We start from the raw sequence: 14,628 nt of genomic DNA, 5'->3' as shown, positions 1-14,628 counted from the left end.
TTACCAGCGGTAGTGTGCGAAGGCCTTGTTGGACTCGGCCATCTTGTGGGTGTCTTCGCGACGCTTCACAGCGGCACCAAGACCATTGGAGGCATCCAGGATTTCGTTCTGGAGGCGCTCGGTCATGGTCTTCTCGCGGCGGGCCTTGGAGTAGCCCACGAGCCAACGCAGAGCGAGAGCGGTGGAGCGACCCGGCTTGACCTCAACCGGAACCTGGTAGGTAGCGCCACCAACACGGCGTGAACGCACCTCGAGCGAAGGCTTGACGTTGTCCATGGCCTTCTTGAGAGCGGCAACGGGGTCGCCGCCGGACTTGGCACGTGCACCTTCGAGTGCACCGTAAACGATGCGCTCTGCGGTGGACTTCTTGCCGTCAACAAGAACCTTGTTGATCAGCTGCGTGACCAACGGGGAGCCGTAAACGGGATCGGAAACTAGCGGCCGCTTCGGGGCCGGACCCTTGCGAGGCATATTACTTCTTCTCCATCTTTGCGCCGTAACGGCTGCGAGCCTGCTTGCGGTTCTTGACACCCTGGGTGTCGAGTGCGCCGCGGACGATCTTGTAGCGGACACCCGGAAGGTCCTTAACACGACCACCACGGACGAGCACGATGGAGTGCTCCTGGAGGTTGTGGCCAACACCGGGGATGTAGGCGGTAACTTCTACGCCACCGTTGAGACGCACACGTGCCACCTTACGGAGAGCCGAGTTCGGCTTCTTGGGGGTGGTGGTGTAAACGCGGGTGCAAACACCGCGGCGCATCGGGCTGCCCTTCAGCGCGGGAGCCTTGGTCTTGGAGACCTTCGGCGTGCGGCCCTTGCGGACCAGCTGGTTAATCGTAGGCACTTTCGTGTTCTCCGTTGTTTGATCTCTGCCCCCACACACAGGCGCCAGCCTGGGTAAACGTGGGAACTTTGGCGTTGCTCGTGCAGCCGGCCGAAACTCCGGTAGGCGTGCAAAAGTGCGGCATTCGTTGCGCATGTTGCCCGCAACCCGGAAACAGGCTCCACCCAGCACCATGAGAACAAAACCAAAATGATGCTGCGGCGGCCTTCATCCACTGCCACACAGAACAATTAACAAAAGTCTAGCACGGCTTGATCTAGGGCCTTAATCGGGTGTATGGCGTCCAAACGGGCGAAGGCCCCCTGCCCTTGCGGACAGGAGGCCTTCACCTTTGCAGCTGGCGCTTCCGTTTAGCGGAAGTCGTTGCCGAGATCGTAGTCATCCAGCGGGATGGCGTGGAACTCGGGAGCACCGTCGCCACCCAGGGCGTCATAGGAGAAGTCGGTGAAAGCGCTGGGGCCCGTGAACAGGCTTGCCTTTGCTTCTTCCGTCGGCTCCACAGTGACCTCTGTGTAGCGGGGCAGACCCGTACCAGCCGGGATGAGCTTACCGATGATGACGTTTTCCTTGAGGCCGAGCAGAGGATCGCTCTTGCCTTCCATGGCCGCCTGCGTCAGGACGCGGGTGGTTTCCTGGAAGGAAGCCGCGGACAGCCAGGACTCGGTAGCCAAGGAAGCCTTGGTGATACCCATGAGTTCCGGACGACCCGAAGCCGGAGCCTTGCCCTCGGACACGACGCGGCGGTTCTCGTCCTCGAAGCGTGCGCGCTCTGCAAGCTCACCGGGGAGCAGGTCGGAGTCGCCGGATTCAATGACGGTCACGCGGCGCAGCATCTGGCGGACGATAACCTCGACGTGCTTGTCGTGGATACCAATACCCTGGCTGCGGTAAACGCCCTGAACCTCGTCCACAAGGAACTTCTGTGCGGCACGGGGGCCCATGATGCGCAGAACCTGCTTCGGGTCCACGGGACCGTTGATCAGCTTCTGGCCTACGCTGACGTGCTCGCCATCCTCAATGAGGAGACGTGAACGGCGCAGCACCGGGTAGGCAATCTCTTCGGAACCATCGTCCGGAGTGATGACCAAACGCATCTGGCGCTCGGACTCTTCGATGGTGATGCGGCCGGCTGCTTCAGCAATCGGTGCGACACCCTTCGGAGTACGGGCTTCGAAGAGCTCCTGGATACGGGGCAGACCCTGGGTGATGTCGTCGCCACCACCGGCGGAAACAGCACCACCGGTGTGGAACGTACGCATGGTCAGCTGGGTACCGGGCTCACCGATGGACTGTGCGGCAATGATGCCCACGGCCTCGCCGATGTCCACGGTCTTGCCAGTAGCCAGCGAACGGCCGTAGCAGAGCGCACAGGTGCCGACCTTGGACTCACAAGTGAGCACGGAACGGACCTTGACCTCGGTGATGCCTGCAGCCAACAGCTGGTCGATCACGACGTCACCGCAGTCGGTGCCGCCGGCAGCCAGGACGTTGCCCTGGGCATCGACGACGTCGACAGCCAGCGTACGTGCGTAGGCGCTGTTCTCGACGTTCTCGTCCAGGACGAGCTCACCGTTGGAGTCCGGCACGGCGATAGGGGTGACCAGACCGCGCTCGGTACCGCAGTCTTCTTCACGGACGATGACATCCTGCGAAACGTCCACCAGACGACGGGTCAGGTAACCCGAGTTGGCGGTACGCAGGGCGGTATCGGCAAGACCCTTACGGGCACCGTGCGTGGCGATGAAGTATTCCAGCACCGACAGGCCCTCGCGGTAGGAGGACTTGATCGGGCGAGGGATGATCTCACCCTTCGGGTTGGCCACAAGACCACGGATACCCGCAATCTGGCGGACCTGCATCCAGTTACCACGTGCACCGGAGGACACCATGCGGTTGATGGTGTTCATCGGGGACAGGCTGTCGCGCATCGCCTGGGCGATTTCGTTGGTGGCCTTGTTCCAGATCTCGATCAGTTCCTGGCGACGCTCGTCGTCGTCGATCAGGCCCTTGTCGTACTGGCCCTGGATCTTGGCAGCCATGTTCTCGTAACCCGCCAGGATGGCAGGCTTGGACGTAGGTACCTCGATGTCGGAGATGGCAACCGTGACACCCGAACGGGTGGCCCAGTAGAAGCCGGCATCCTTCAGGTTATCCAGCGTTGCCGCGGTAACAACCTTCGGGTAGCGCTCTGCGAGGTCGTTGACGATCCGGGACAGTTCGCCCTTGTCAGCAACAGCCTCAACCCAGGGGTAATCCTCAGGCAGCGTCTGGTTGAAGATGACCTGTCCCAGGGAGGTTTCAACGAGAGCCGGCTGACCGGGCTCCCAACCTTCCGGAGCTTCCCATCCTGCGTAGGGCACGAAGTCGTCCAAACGGATCTTCACCTGGGAGTTCAGGTGCAGATCGCGGGCATCGTAAGCCATGATGGCTTCCGAAACCGAGGAGAAGATGCGGCCTTCGCCGGCAGAACCGACGCGCTTGGTGGTCAGGTGGTACAGGCCGATGATCATATCCTGCGAAGGAAGGGTCACCGGACGGCCATCGGACGGCTTCAGGATGTTGTTCGAGGACAGCATCAGGATGCGTGCTTCGGCCTGGGCTTCCGGGCTCAGCGGCAGGTGGACTGCCATCTGGTCGCCGTCGAAGTCAGCGTTGAAGGCGCCACAAACCAGCGGGTGAAGCTGGATTGCCTTGCCTTCCACAAGCTGGGGTTCAAACGCCTGGATGCCGAGGCGGTGCAGGGTAGGTGCACGGTTGAGCAGCACCGGGTGTTCGGTGATGATCTCTTCCAGCACGTCCCAAACCTGGGGACGGTAACGCTCAACCATGCGCTTTGCCGACTTGATGTTCTGGGCGTGGTTGAGGTCAACCAAGCGCTTCATCACGAACGGCTTGAAGAGCTCCAGCGCCATCTGCTTGGGCAGACCACACTGGTGCAGCTTCAGCTGCGGGCCAACGACGATGACCGAACGTCCGGAGTAGTCAACGCGCTTGCCGAGGAGGTTCTGGCGGAAACGACCCTGCTTGCCCTTGAGCATGTCGCTCAGGGACTTCAGAGGACGGTTACCCGGACCCGTGACGGGGCGGCCACGACGACCGTTGTCGAAGAGGCTGTCAACAGCTTCCTGAAGCATGCGCTTCTCGTTGTTGACGATGATCTCCGGAGCACCGAGGTCAAGCAGGCGCTTGAGTCGGTTGTTGCGGTTGATCACACGGCGGTAGAGGTCGTTGAGGTCGGAGGTCGCGAAGCGGCCACCATCCAGCTGGACCATCGGGCGCAGTTCCGGCGGGATCACCGGAACGGCGTCGAGAACCATGCCGAGCGGGCTGTTGTTGGTGGTCAGGAACGCGTTGACAACCTTCAGACGCTTCAGGGCGCGGGTCTTACGCTGGCCTTTGCCGTTCTGGATGGTGTCGCGCAGTGACTCAGCTTCAGCCTGCATGTCAAAGGTCTCGAGGCGCTTCTTGATGGCCTCGGCACCCATGGAGCCTTCGAAGTACAGTCCGTAACGGTCGCGAAGTTCGCGGTACAGGCCTTCGTCACCTTCAAGGTCAGCGACCTTGAGGTTCTTGAAGCGGTCCCAAACCTGCTCAAGGCGCTCGATGTCGGCGTCGGCACGCTTGCGGACGTTCGCCATCTGGCGGTCAGCAGAGTCGCGGGCCTTCTTCTTGTCGGCAGCCTTGGCGCCTTCGCCTTCAAGACGGGCAAGCTCGTCCTCAAGGTCGCGGGCGATCGTGGCGATGTCGCTGTCGCGGTTGTCCACCATCTGCTTCTTCTCGAGGTCATGCTCAACCTGGAGGTTCGGCAGTTCGGCGTGACGGCTTTCGGTGTCAACGCTGGTGATCATGTAGGCAGCGAAGTAGATGACCTTCTCAAGGTCCTTCGGTGCCAGGTCCAAAAGGTAACCCAAGCGCGAGGGAACGCCCTTGAAGTACCAGATGTGGGTTACAGGCGCGGCCAGCTCAATGTGGCCCATGCGCTCACGGCGCACCTTGGCGCGGGTGACTTCAACGCCACAACGCTCGCAAATGATGCCCTTGAAGCGGACGCGCTTGTACTTGCCGCAGTAGCATTCCCAGTCGCGGGACGGGCCGAAGATCTTCTCGCAGAAGAGGCCGTCCTTCTCAGGCTTGAGCGTGCGGTAGTTGATGGTTTCCGGCTTCTTGACCTCACCGTAAGACCATCCGCGGATGTCTTCCGCGGTGGCGAGGCCGATCTGCATGAGGCCGAAGGAGGATTCGCTGGACATATGGTCCCTGTTCTCTCTTGTTCTCTAAATTCTGAAGTCTTGGTTACGGGAAGAGGGAGTTGTTCCGACGGACAGCTGATGAAGCCATCCGCCGGAACAGCTGCTAGACCTCTTCTACGGAACTGGGCTCTGCACGAGACAGATCGATGCCCAGTTCTTCCGCAGCCGTGAAGACTGCGTCATCAGAGTCACGCATTTCGATCGTTGTTCCGTCGGTGGAAAGAACTTCCACGTTCAGGCACAACGACTGCATTTCCTTGATCAAGACCTTGAAGGACTCGGGAACGCCAGGCTCAGGGATGTTCTCGCCCTTGACGATGGCTTCGTAGACCTTCACACGACCATGAATGTCATCGGACTTGATCGTGAGGAGTTCCTGAAGGGTGTAAGCGGCACCGTAAGCTTCGAGCGCCCACACTTCCATTTCACCGAAGCGCTGGCCACCGAACTGAGCCTTACCACCCAGCGGCTGCTGCGTGATCATGGAGTACGGGCCGGTGGAGCGCGCGTGGATCTTGTCGTCCACCAAGTGGTGGAGCTTCAGGATGTACATGTAACCGACGGAGATCGGGTCCGGGAACGGCTCGCCGGAGCGGCCGTCGAACAGACGGGTCTTGCCGGAGGAGTCGATCAGGCGGTCGCCGTCGCGGGTCACGTTGGTGGAATCAAGCAGGCCCGTGATTTCTTCTTCGCGGGCGCCATCGAACACCGGGGTGGCAACGGTGGTCTGGCCGGTTTCACGGGGCAGGTTGGGCAGGTTCTTGACCCACTCCGGCTCGCCTTCGATCTTCCAACCGGTCTTGGCAACCCAACCGAGGTGGGTTTCCAGAACCTGTCCAACGTTCATTCGGCCCGGAACACCAAGCGGGTTCAGGACGATGTCCACCGGGGTACCGTCTGCAAGGAAGGGCATGTCCTCGATCGGGAGGATCTTGGAAATAACACCCTTGTTGCCGTGACGGCCGGCGAGCTTGTCGCCGTCGGTGATCTTACGCTTGGCTGCAACGTAGACGCGGACCAACTGGTTCACGCCCGGGGGCAGTTCGTCGTCGTTGTCGCGGTCGAAGACGCGCACGCCGATGACCGTACCGGACTCGCCGTGGGGCACCTTCAGGGAGGTGTCGCGCACTTCGCGGGACTTCTCACCGAAGATTGCGCGCAGGAGGCGCTCTTCCGGGGTCAGTTCGGTTTCACCCTTAGGGGTGACCTTTCCGACCAGGATGTCGCCGGCTTCAACCTCGGCACCGATGTGGATGATGCCGCGTTCGTCCAGGCCTGCAAGGACTTCCTCGGACACGTTGGGGATGTCACGAGTGATTTCCTCGGCACCAAGCTTGGTGTCGCGGGCATCAATTTCGTGCTCCTCGATGTGGATGGAGGAAAGAACGTCCTCAGCAACAATGCGCTGGGACAGGATGATGGCATCCTCGAAGTTGTGGCCTTCCCATGACATGAATGCCACGAGCAGGTTCTTACCGAGGGCAAGCTCACCCTGGTCCGTTGCGGGACCGTCAGCGATGATGCCGCCAACTTCCAAGCGCTGGCCTTCGTTGACCAGGACACGGTGGTTGTAGCAGTTGCCCTGGTTGGAACGGGCGAACTTGTTGATGCGGTAGTTGGTCTCAGTACCGTCGTCGTTGATCATGACAACCAGCTCGGCGGAAACCTCGGTGACCACACCTGCCTTCTTCGCGATGACAACGTCACCGGCGTCGACGGCTGCTGCGCGCTCCATGCCGGTGCCCACGAAAGGAGCCTCGGAACGGACCAGCGGCACTGCCTGACGCTGCATGTTGGCACCCATGAGTGCACGGTTGGCATCGTCATGCTCGAGGAACGGGATCAGGGCGGTTGCCACGGACACCATCTGACGCGGGGAAACGTCCATGAACTGGACGTCTGCAGCGGGAACCAAAACAGGCTCGCCTCCACCACCGCGGGCACGGACAAGGACGGTCTCTTCCGAGAACTTCTTGTCAGGGTCCAGAGGAGCGTTGGCCTGGGCAATCAGGACCTCAGCCTCGTCATCGGCCGTCAGGTACTGGACTTCGTCGGAAACGACGCCCTCGGAAACCAGGCGGTACGGCGTCTCGATGAAGCCGAACGGGTTGATGCGTCCGTAGGATGCCAGCGAACCGATCAGACCAATGTTGGGGCCTTCAGGGGTTTCGATGGGGCACATACGTCCGTAGTGGGACGGGTGAACGTCTCGAACTTCCATGCCTGCGCGGTCACGGGACAGACCACCCGGGCCAAGTGCCGACAGGCGGCGCTTGTGGGTCAGACCCGAGAGCGGGTTGTTCTGGTCCATGAACTGCGACAGCTGGGATGTTCCGAAGAACTCCTTGATTGCTGCCACGACGGGACGGATGTTGATCAGTGTCTGCGGCGTGATGGCCTCGACGTCCTGCGTGGTCATGCGTTCGCGAACGACGCGTTCCATGCGGGAAAGACCGGTGCGGACCTGGTTTTCAATCAGTTCGCCCACGGCGCGGATGCGGCGGTTGCCGAAGTGGTCGATGTCATCGACGTCGACGCGGAGCTCGTGGTCTTCGCCGTCGCGCTTGCCCATGAGGGTCTTCTCGCCGGCGTGAAGCGCAACGAGGAACTTGATCATGGCAACGATGTCTTCAACGTGCAGGACCGAGGCTTCCTTGTCACCAAGGGAGCGGTCGATGCCGAGCTTGCGGTTGATCTTGTAACGGCCAACCTTGGCAAGATCGTAACGCTTGGCGTTGAAGTACAGGTTGTCCAGCAGCGACTGGGCAGCCTCGACTGTGGGCGGCTCGCCCGGACGCAGCTTGCGGTAGATGTCCAGAAGCGCATCTTCGCGGGTTTCGGTGGCGTCCTTCTCCAGCGTTGCACGCATGGAGTCGTACTGGCCGAACTCTTCCAGGATCTGGCCTTCGGTCCAGCCGAGGGCCTTGAGGAGAACCGTGACCGACTGCTTGCGCTTACGGTCGAGGCGAACGCCGACCTGGTCGCGCTTGTCGATTTCAAGTTCAAACCATGCACCACGGGACGGGATGATCTTCGCAGTGAAGATGTCCTTGTCACTGGTCTTGTCAGCGGTGCGCTCAAAGTACGCGCCCGGTGAACGGACCAACTGGGAGACAACAACACGCTCGGTGCCGTTGACGACGAACGTTCCCTTTTCAGTCATGAGGGGGAAGTCGCCCATGAACACGGTCTGCTGCTTGATTTCGCCCGTGTTGTTGTTCATGAACTCGGCCTTGACATACAGCGGTGCCGAGTATGTGGCGTCACGGTCTTTACATTCGGCCATGGTGTACTTCGGGTCAGCGAACTCCGGCTCGGAGAAGCTCAGGGACATGGTGCCCTGGAAGTCCTCGATGGGGGAGATCTCTTCGAAGATGTCGGCAAGTCCGGAGGTGGTGGCGACGCTGAGGTCGCCCTCCTCGACAGCCTTCGCTACCCGCGCCTGCCAGCGTTCGTTTCCGACCAGCCAGTCAAAGCTGTCTGTCTGCAGGGCGAGAAGATTCGGAACATCAAGGGGTTCGTGAATCTTTGCGAATGAGAGGCGGCGGGTGGCACCATCGGTGCTTGCCGTGTTAGCGGTTTCGTTATTAGAGGTGCTCGAGGCGACCAAGAGGGATCCTTCCACAGACCTTCAGGCGTTTTCAGATCTCCCCCGTTTGCATTCTGCAGAGTGCTCCGCAGAATACTTTTTCCGGTTCCGCTATATGACCCGGACCCAGACCGCTTATGACAGTGCACGTTTCGGAACGGCACGTCAAGGACGCAGCTGAGAGGTAAAGCCCACCGCTATATGAAGGCTGAAGGTTAACAGGGAAGACGCAAATATCTACAATACGGCAAAGCAGCCTTCCTGTCTACCCCAGATCGTCCGTGATTGCAAGCACGGTTGCTGCAGGCACCAATGCCCGGGCATGTCCCCCGGAAATCCGCGCGTAAGGCGGGAACCCCGGCCAAGGAATGCGACGAACGGCACAATTGTTGAAGAAATGGGCTGGGGCGCGCTCCGCGATAGCCTTGCTACACCACTCCCGGATCGGAAGAGAGACCATGACCAACTCAGCTGACGACAATGACGTTGTCATCCTTGCTGCTTCCCGCACCCCACAGGGTCGGCTCAACGGACAATTGGCGGGTTTCACCGCCGTCGATCTCGGTGCTCATGCCATAGCTGCCGCGCTGGCAGCCAGCGGGGTTAGGGCCGAACAAGTGGACGCTGTGATCATGGGCCAGGTGCTTCAGGCAGGTGCAGGTCAAAATCCGGCCCGGCAAAGTGCCATCGCCGCCGGTGTTGGCTGGAACATCCCCGCCGTCACCATCAACAAGGTCTGCCTCTCCGGGCTTACCGCAGTCATAGATGCCGCACGCATGATCCGCGGCGGCGATGCCACAGTAGTTGTTGCCGGCGGCCAGGAGTCCATGACCAGGGCCCCGCATCTCCTCCCCGGTTCCCGCCAAGGCTGGACGTACGGAGCCATCCAGGCACTGGACGTCGCCGCCCATGATGGCCTCACCGATGCGTTCGACGGACAGTCCATGGGATTGTCCACGGAAACGAAGAACGTCACCCTCGGCATCGACCGCAAGGCCCAGGACGAAGTTGCCGCGGCCTCGCACCAGCGCGCCGCGGCCGCAATCGCAGACGGAATCTTCGACGTCGAAATCGCTCCGGTAAGCGTCAAACAGCGCAAGGGCGATCCCCTGGTGCTCACCACGGATGAAGGCGTCAGGCCCAACACCACCGTGGAAACGCTGGCACCGCTCAAGGCCGCTTTCGCCACCGACGGCACCATCACGGCCGGCAACTCCTCTCCCCTGTCCGACGGCGCCTCCGCACTGGTACTGACCAGTCGCCGCTTTGCCAAGGACAATGGACTGGACTACCTCGCCGTCGTTGGCAAGCCAGGACAGGTTGCAGGACCTGATAACTCGCTCCATTCGCAGCCGTCGAACGCGATCGCCCAAGCCTTGAAACGTGCGGGATGGACGGCGGAGGACCTGGACTTTATTGAAATCAACGAGGCCTTCGGTTCGGTGGCCGTTCAGTCCCTCAAGGACCTCCGCTACCCCCTGGAAAAATGCAATATCCACGGCGGTGCCATCGCATTGGGCCACCCCATCGGGGCCTCCGGCGCACGGCTTGCGCTCCATGCAGCCCACGAGCTCAAGCGCCGGGGAACCGGAAAAGCCGCTGTCTCGCTCTGCGGAGGCGGAGGTCAGGGTGAAGCCCTCCTCCTGTACCGCGACTGATGGCTGGGGAATTGGCTGCAGCCGGGATGGACGGCGCCGAACGGTTCTTGTCCGACGCCGCCGCACGCGGACTGGACGTTGACGTCGTCGAGCGCCCTGCTGCCCGCAGCTTGGAAGAGGCCGCCGGAATCCTGGGGATCAGCCCCGCAGACATCGTGAAGTCGCTGGTGGTCAAGCACCGGGACGGCAGCTTCTTGTTTGCACTCATTCCCGGGGACCGGCAAATCTCCTGGCCCAAACTGCGAGCCTTGGTGGGGGTCAACAAGCTTTCACTCCCCCACGCCGATGTTGCCCTGGCCGCCACAGGCTATGAACGCGGCACTATCACTCCGCTGGGCAGCACCACACCCTGGCCCGTGTACGCCGACGCCAGCATCACGGGTCGTCGGATCTCCATGGGTGCCGGGGCACATGGCCGGAGTGCGTTTGTGGATGCGGATGCACTCACCACAGCCCTGGGCGCGATCGTCGCGGACATCAGCGAACCCAACTGACTGCGCCGGAGCCATCTAACCCAAGTAGGGGACAGCACTTGCTCCAATGAGGTCTCATAAGAGCAAGTGCTGTCCCCTACTTGGGTGGTTAAACGCAGGAAGCCCCGCCCGGCGAACCGGACGGGGCTTCCACAAGCAAAACGAGTTACTTGAGGGTAACCGTTGCGCCAGCTTCTTCGAGCTGAGCCTTTGCCTTCTCGGCAGCTTCCTTGGTGGCGCCTTCGAGAACAGCCTTCGGTGCGCTGTCAACCAGGTCCTTGGCTTCCTTGAGGCCGAGGGAGGTGATGGCGCGAACTTCCTTGATCACTGCGATCTTCTTGTCGCCAGCAGCTTCGAGAACGACGTCGAATTCGGTCTTCTCTTCAGCAGCTTCAGCAGCACCGCCGGCAGCGGGGCCAGCAACTGCAACAGCAGCAGCCGTAACTTCGAAGGTCTCTTCGAAGAGCTTGACGAACTCGGAGAGCTCGATGATGGTCAGTTCCTTGAAAGCTTCAATGAGCTCTTCGTTGCTGAGCTTCGCCATGGTGGCGTCCTTCCATTAGTTGGTGCAGATCCGGGCTAAACCAGTCCATGCACCAGAGTTTGATTGAGGGGAGAACTTAGTTCTCTTCGGTTGCAGCTTCAGCGGCTTCGGCCGGAGCCGCAACCTCTTCAGCAGCAGCCTCTTCAGCGGCCGGGGCTTCTTCAGCGGCCGGTGCAGATGCGCCGCCCTCTTCTTCAAGCTTGAGGCGCAGGGCGTCAATGATGCGTGCAGCAGCGGATGCGGGAGCCTTGAGGACACCAGCAACACGTGCAAGCTGCAGCTCGCGGGACTCGAGGGCTGCCAGTGCGGCAACTCCTGCTGCGTCCAATGCCTTGCCTTCGAAGACGCCGGTCTTGATAACCAGCTGCTTGTTGGCCTTGGCAAAGTCCGTCAGGCTCTTGGCAGCAGCAACAGCGTCACCCTTGATGAAGGCGATTGCAGTAGGGCCGGCGAGCTGATCGTTGAATGCTTCAACTCCAGCTTCCTTGGCTGCAATGGCGCTCAGGGTGTTCTTGACGACCGAGAACTTGGTGTCCTGGCCGAGCGCAACACGCAGTTCCTTGAGCTGTGCAACAGTGAGCCCGCGGTATTCGGTCAGGACAGCCGCGTTCGATTCCTTGAAATCGTTGGTGATCTCCGCAACAGCGGAAACCTTGCTAGGCGTTGTCATAACCCTCCTTCCGGGGAATAAAGCCGGTCTTCCGGGTCCCCGCTCACGAGAGCTAAAACTAAAAACGCCCCGCGCAGATGCACGGGGCTTGGCTCAACACAGTTTGATCCGTGGAGACTTGCTTCGTTCACCTGCGCCGGCCGCCCTATGTTCAGGGTCCTTCGTCAAGGAATTCACTTTTATCTCACAGGCGCAGCTACAGAATTGAGCTGTGCTCGAAAGAGTGGATTCCCATCAACCGACGGTCTTTGGTACTTCAAGGTTACGGGAGAGTGTTCAGCAAACCAAATCGGCCCTGGCTACTCCGACGAAGATGCTCCCGACAACCTGCCCGGAAGTTCCTTCTGCCACAGTCCCGTGACGCCGGCAGTAGTGAATCCCAGCTGCTTGTTCACGGTCAGGAGGTACCTGTTCTCCGGCGCATTCCACGTATAGATGACGCGTGCGTCCGGGAACTGCTCGCTCAGCCGTTGCATGTTGGCAAGCTTGATCAACAGCCCAAGCTTGTTGCCCCGGTGCTCCTGCAGGACCAAAGTATCGTCCTGGAAAACAACGTCCTGGCGGTGGGCAAGGACGCTGATGGTAGTCAGGCCCACCAGCCGCCCGCTCTCAACATGCTCGACGGCGGTGACCACCGTCCGCCGGCCCTGCGCCAAAGCGGCGTCCTCGGTTTCGCGCAGAACTGCTGCATCGAAAACCATTCCACTCGCTTCAACTTCGGGAGCGTCTTCTTCCCCCTCTTCACGGACCACTTCGCCGGCAGCGTTTTCCAATTCCGCCACAGCTTCCAGCCAAGGCTCGGGGCAACGGTCTGTCCAGTGGTGCAGGGTGTACCGGCCACCGTTGGCTTCCTCGGCTTCAAGCTGCAGATCCCCCACAAGCTTCGAATCCAGGGGCAGCACGCAGGAGCTGAACTGCTCAATGTGCTGCAGCGTGTATCCGGCCCGTTTGGCGAAGTCCACTTCCCTGCTGCTGACAGGCACAAAGCCGGCACCGCTGCCAGGTATCAACTGGTCCTCAGGTATTTCAGTAAGGGACGTTGCCGGATGATTGGTATCCACCAAAGCCATGATGCGTCCCTCAGCCCGGGCGAGCTGCTCCGCGGCTTCCAGCAACTGACGTCCGACGCCCTGGCCTTGGAACTCAGGAAGGATGTCCAAGGTGAATTCAGCCAGGTCAAGGTTGTCCGCCAGTGGCAAGGCGATGTCCACCGTACCCACAATGACGCCGTCCACTTTGGCCACCAGGATCACTTGACGCTCATAGGGGTCAGAAAGCTCCAATAGCTTTTCCAAGGGCGTATAGGCGAGGTCGTCGCTCCCCCAGGTCTCCATGCGGACCCGGCGTCCTACTTCCACGGCATCCAGGAAATCAGCGGCATCGGGGCTGTCCAAGGTGTCAGGCACCCACAGCTGCTCGACGTGAACGGTCTTCGCCTCGTCTAAAGTCATTCCAACCGTTTCTGCCATTCGCCGTCAAAACCGGAAGGCTTGAACCCCAAGGCGATATTAATGGCCAGCATATGCTGGTTTTCATTGGCGTTCCATGTCATTACCGACGTGGCGGCGGGCCACAATTCCTGGATACGCCGGAGATTCGCTATCTTGACCAGCATGCCCAGGCGATGGCCCCGGTGCCTTGGGGCCACCAGAGTGTCCTCCTGGTAGACCATTCCCGGGGTAGCCTCGCGGTGGGTGAGCGTGGTGTAGGCGGCCAGCTCCCCCGTGGAATCGTGGCGGGCAACGGCCACACTGGAAGAGACCCCGCCTGCCAGCCAAGTGGATTCCTCATGTCGGACGCGGGTGGCATCCCACTCCTCGCCCTCCCAACCCAGCCCCGCAATGGGTACCTCGGTGCTCATGAGGCTTTTCAGCTTGGCGAACGCCTCTACAAGATCATCAGGGCAATGGTTCCGCCACCCTATAACGCCATAGCCGGCCGCCCGCTGCGTTGCCTGCGCTTCAAGTTCCTGCAGGAGCGCCTCTCCCACCGGAACGGCCAGCGTGCTGTTGGTTTCCACCTGTTCCAGGGAATACCCGTGGTGGAGGGCAAAGCGCGTGGAGGCCGAATCCAGTGGAACACCGCCCGCGCCGGACTTTGCCTCCAGCAATTCACTGCCCTGAATCAGGAGCCCCAGAGGCTCGGAGCAAAACGCGTCAAAGGACACCCTGTTCCGTCCACGGGCCTGCTGCTCCAGCACTTCGAGGATCTTCGTCCCAATGCCGCGCCGACGGTAGGCGGCGTCTACACGGACGTCCACGCCCGCCGTCGTCGTGTTTTCGCTCAACGGCAACGTCAGGGTGCCGCTGCCCACCACAGATCCGTCGAGGCGGGCCAGGAAGACATGCCGTTCTTCGTATTCGTTGCCCTGCCAGAAGAGCACAGCCTCAGCCAGGGTGGAACAACGGTCCAGGTTGCCCCAAAGATCCAGGTGGTGGGCAACGTCCAGATCATGAAAGGCCCGGAAATCCGTTGCCATGATCGCGTCGGGGTCTTTGGGCACTTGAATCCGTTCTACGGACAGCCCGGCAACGGCGGAAAAGTTCGACGACGACACGCACCACAGCCTACGGCGCACCTCTGCCGGTGAACAGGGA

At 60.9% G+C, this 14,628-nt stretch carries 10 protein-coding genes; 2 read left to right on the top strand and 8 right to left on the bottom strand.

Annotated elements, in window-relative coordinates; genetic code table 11:
- From rpsG to rpoB, 4 genes are all read right to left on the bottom strand, one after another.
- A complete protein-coding gene (gene rpsG / locus BACI9J_RS05605) occupies nucleotides 1-471 on the bottom strand; it encodes a 30S ribosomal protein S7 (RefSeq protein WP_003803829.1) in 471 nt (156 codons plus the stop codon).
- Between the two features lies 1 nt (nucleotide 472).
- Nucleotides 473-847 (bottom strand): 30S ribosomal protein S12, encoded by a 375-nt coding sequence (rpsL, locus tag BACI9J_RS05600; RefSeq protein ID WP_009358312.1) that lies wholly within the window; start codon nucleotides 845-847, stop codon nucleotides 473-475.
- 350 nt (nucleotides 848-1,197) lie between these two features.
- Nucleotides 1,198-5,097: a DNA-directed RNA polymerase subunit beta' gene (locus BACI9J_RS05595; protein WP_011775600.1), complete on the bottom strand. Its 3,900-nt coding sequence runs from the start codon at nucleotides 5,095-5,097 to the stop codon at nucleotides 1,198-1,200.
- Between the two features lie 103 nt (nucleotides 5,098-5,200).
- Entirely contained in the window at nucleotides 5,201-8,707 is a 3,507-nt protein-coding gene (gene rpoB / locus BACI9J_RS05590) for a DNA-directed RNA polymerase subunit beta (RefSeq protein WP_159733544.1), read from the bottom strand.
- A 437-nt stretch (nucleotides 8,708-9,144) separates the two neighbouring features.
- Here rpoB and BACI9J_RS05585 point away from each other — a divergent pair, with 437 nt between their 5' ends.
- Both BACI9J_RS05585 and BACI9J_RS05580 read left to right on the top strand, forming a co-directional pair.
- Complete coding sequence (locus BACI9J_RS05585; RefSeq protein ID WP_159733543.1) at nucleotides 9,145-10,344, top strand: acetyl-CoA C-acetyltransferase; 1,200 nt, start codon at nucleotides 9,145-9,147, stop codon at nucleotides 10,342-10,344.
- Nucleotides 10,344-10,838 (top strand): aminoacyl-tRNA deacylase, encoded by a 495-nt coding sequence (locus tag BACI9J_RS05580; protein ID WP_159733542.1) that lies wholly within the window; start codon nucleotides 10,344-10,346, stop codon nucleotides 10,836-10,838. The genes BACI9J_RS05585 and BACI9J_RS05580 overlap by 1 nt, the downstream gene beginning before the upstream one ends.
- A gap of 145 nt (nucleotides 10,839-10,983) precedes the next feature.
- Here the strand turns inward: BACI9J_RS05580 and rplL are convergent, their stop codons facing one another.
- From rplL to BACI9J_RS05560, 4 genes are all read right to left on the bottom strand, one after another.
- Entirely contained in the window at nucleotides 10,984-11,361 is a 378-nt protein-coding gene (gene rplL, locus BACI9J_RS05575) for a 50S ribosomal protein L7/L12 (RefSeq protein WP_011775604.1), read from the bottom strand.
- 76 nt (nucleotides 11,362-11,437) lie between these two features.
- The gene (rplJ, locus tag BACI9J_RS05570) at nucleotides 11,438-12,031 is read right to left on the bottom strand and encodes a 50S ribosomal protein L10 (RefSeq protein ID WP_062073190.1); all 594 of its coding nucleotides are present in this window, start codon (nucleotides 12,029-12,031) and stop codon (nucleotides 11,438-11,440) included.
- Between the two features lie 299 nt (nucleotides 12,032-12,330).
- A complete protein-coding gene (locus BACI9J_RS05565; protein ID WP_159733541.1) occupies nucleotides 12,331-13,500 on the bottom strand; it encodes a GNAT family N-acetyltransferase in 1,170 nt (389 codons plus the stop codon).
- Nucleotides 13,479-14,588 (bottom strand): GNAT family N-acetyltransferase, encoded by a 1,110-nt coding sequence (locus tag BACI9J_RS05560; RefSeq protein WP_159733540.1) that lies wholly within the window; start codon nucleotides 14,586-14,588, stop codon nucleotides 13,479-13,481. The genes BACI9J_RS05565 and BACI9J_RS05560 overlap by 22 nt, the downstream gene beginning before the upstream one ends.
- Nucleotides 14,589-14,628 lie beyond the last annotated feature (40 nt).

The organism is Arthrobacter sp. 9V, assembly GCF_902506065.1.
In the GTDB taxonomy this organism is placed as follows: Bacteria; Actinomycetota; Actinomycetes; order Actinomycetales; family Micrococcaceae; genus Arthrobacter.
The sequence above is the reverse complement of the archived record's forward strand: the minus strand, read 5'-3'. Positions and strand labels throughout refer to the sequence as shown.

Excerpts from the sequence above, each read along its gene's own strand:
- rpsG (WP_003803829.1), bottom strand. The coding sequence starts at position 471 with ATGCCTCGCAAGGGTCCGGCCCCGAAGCGGCCGCTAGTTTCCGATCCC.
- BACI9J_RS05595 (WP_011775600.1), bottom strand. The coding sequence starts at position 5,097 with ATGTCCAGCGAATCCTCCTTCGGCCTCATGCAGATCGGCCTCGCCACC.
- BACI9J_RS05585 (WP_159733543.1), top strand. The coding sequence starts at position 9,145 with ATGACCAACTCAGCTGACGACAATGACGTTGTCATCCTTGCTGCTTCC.
- BACI9J_RS05580 (WP_159733542.1), top strand. The coding sequence starts at position 10,344 with ATGGCTGGGGAATTGGCTGCAGCCGGGATGGACGGCGCCGAACGGTTC.
- rplL (WP_011775604.1), bottom strand. The coding sequence starts at position 11,361 with ATGGCGAAGCTCAGCAACGAAGAGCTCATTGAAGCTTTCAAGGAACTG.
- rplJ (WP_062073190.1), bottom strand. The coding sequence starts at position 12,031 with ATGACAACGCCTAGCAAGGTTTCCGCTGTTGCGGAGATCACCAACGAT.
- BACI9J_RS05565 (WP_159733541.1), bottom strand. The coding sequence starts at position 13,500 with ATGGCAGAAACGGTTGGAATGACTTTAGACGAGGCGAAGACCGTTCAC.